Source organism: Streptomyces sp. NRRL S-337, assembly GCF_000720175.1.
Lineage (GTDB): Bacteria > Actinomycetota > Actinomycetes > Streptomycetales > Streptomycetaceae > Streptomyces > Streptomyces siderophoricus.
On the sequence record NZ_JOIX01000160.1, the window covers coordinates 1 to 1,979 of the forward strand.

General features: G+C 76.7%; 2 protein-coding genes. Both read left to right on the forward strand.

The window, feature by feature from the left end:
* Positions 1-948 (forward strand): hypothetical protein (locus tag IG62_RS0140810; RefSeq protein ID WP_420711195.1); only part of this gene is annotated, 948 nt, incomplete at its 5' end.
* A partial coding sequence (gene mycP / locus IG62_RS0140815) for a type VII secretion-associated serine protease mycosin (RefSeq protein ID WP_030816316.1) occupies positions 945-1,979 on the forward strand: 1,035 nt, incomplete at its 3' end. The genes IG62_RS0140810 and mycP, both read left to right, overlap by 4 nt.

The window sequence follows — 1,979 nt, forward strand, 5'->3', positions numbered from 1 at the left end:
TTCCGCGACACCGCCGCCTTCCACCTGGCCAACAGCCAGAACCTGTGGAGCGGCCCCCAGGCACCCGCCGCCCGCCCGACGGCCACCCCGCCCGGCCGGCAGCCCTGGCGCACAACTCCCCACCCGTCACAGGGAGTTGCCGCCGGCCCGGCACCCACCCGCCGGTTCCCCGCGGGCCGCCGCCCCACCGGCCGGGTGCTCGCCGCCGCGGCCTGCCTCGTCCTGGGCATCGGCCTGCTCGGCGGCGCCGCGGCCGGCAGCTGGCTCACCGACGACCCCGAGGACGCCCCGCCCACCGCCGAGGCCACCTTCACCAAGGGCCGCGACGCCTGGCGCAACACCCCGGTCGACACCCTCTTCCCCCGCACCGTCGAGGGCCTGGGCGTCGGCCCCGGCGGCGCCGACCGGACCTGGACCCGGATCGCGGTCGCCCCCGACAGCGACTGCACCGGCGCCTACGACCCCAAGCTCGCCCAGGCCCTCGCCCGGGCCGGCTGCGTCCGCCTGCTGCGCGCCACGTATCTGGACGCCACCCGCTCCAGCGTCATCACCGTCGGCGCCCAGACCACCCGGACCGACCCGGCCGGCATGCTCGCCCTCAACACCCGCTTCAGCACCAAGAGCCTGGCCGACCGCACCGACCTGATGCCGGTGCCGTACGCCCCCAAGGGCACCTCTGCCGAAGGCTTCGGGCGCGCCCAGCGGGCCAGCTGGACCGTCCGGGTGCTCACCGACGTCCCGGTGATCGTCTACGCCGTCTCCGGCTTCGCCGACGGCCGCGCCGTCACCGAGCCACAGCCCGCCGAGGCCGCGGTCCGCCCCGGCGCCACCACCGCCCCCGCCGAATCGGGCCTCGGCCACGACGCCAAGGACCTCGCCGACCGCATCGAGAACGACTTCCGCAAGGCCGCCGGCACCCCCACCCAGCCCCGGGAGGACGCGCCATGACGCAGACCCCGCTGCGCGCGGCCGCCCTCGCCCTGGCCTCCGCCGCGCTCACCGTCCTGCCCGCCGTACCCGCCCGGGCCGACGCCATCCGCGCCCAGGAATGGGGCCTCCAGGCCGTCCACGCCCAGCAGGCCTGGCGCACCACCAAGGGCGAGGGCGTCACGGTCGCCGTCCTGGACACCGGCGTCGACGCCAACCACCCCGACCTCCAGGGCCAGGTGCTGCCCGAGAAGGACCTGGTCGGCTTCGGCGCCGGCCCGGGCGATGCGGCCTGGGCCCGGCACGGCACCGGCATGGCCAGCGTCATCGCGGGCCACGGCCACGGCGCCGGCCGCCAGGACGGCGTGCTCGGCATCGCCCCCGCCGCCAAGATCCTCCCGGTCCGGGTGATCCTGGAGGACAACGACCCGCAGCGCGAACGCGCCCGCACGGAGAAGGCCGGCGCACTCGCCGACGGCATCCGCTGGGCCGCCGACCACGGCGCCGACGTCATCAGCATGTCCCTGGGTGACGACAGCGAGTCCGCCCACCCCGAGCCGCGCGAGGACGCCGCCATCCAGTACGCCCTCGGCAAGGGCATCCCCGTCGTCGCCTCCGCGGGCAACGGCGGCGACAAGGGCGACCACGTCTCCTACCCCGCCGCGTACCCGGGCGTCATCGCCACCACGGCCGTCACCCACCAGGGCGACCGCGCCCACTTCTCCACCCGCCACTGGTACGCCACGGTCAGCGCCCCCGGCGAGGACATCCTCATGGCCGGCAACGACGACGGCTACCTCTCCGGCTGGGGCACCAGCCCCGCCGCGGCCTTCACCTCCGGCGCCATCGCCCTGATCCGCTCGGCCCACCCCCACCTGAGCCCCGCCCAGATCCGCCACCTGCTCACGTCGACCGCCCAGGACACGCCCCAGGGCGGCCGCGACGACGACTACGGCGCGGGCCTGATCGACCCCGCCGCCGCCCTCACCGCCGCGAACGACCTCCGCCCCACCCCCCAAAAGCCGTCCCCCGCCTCCTACGGCCCCCAATAC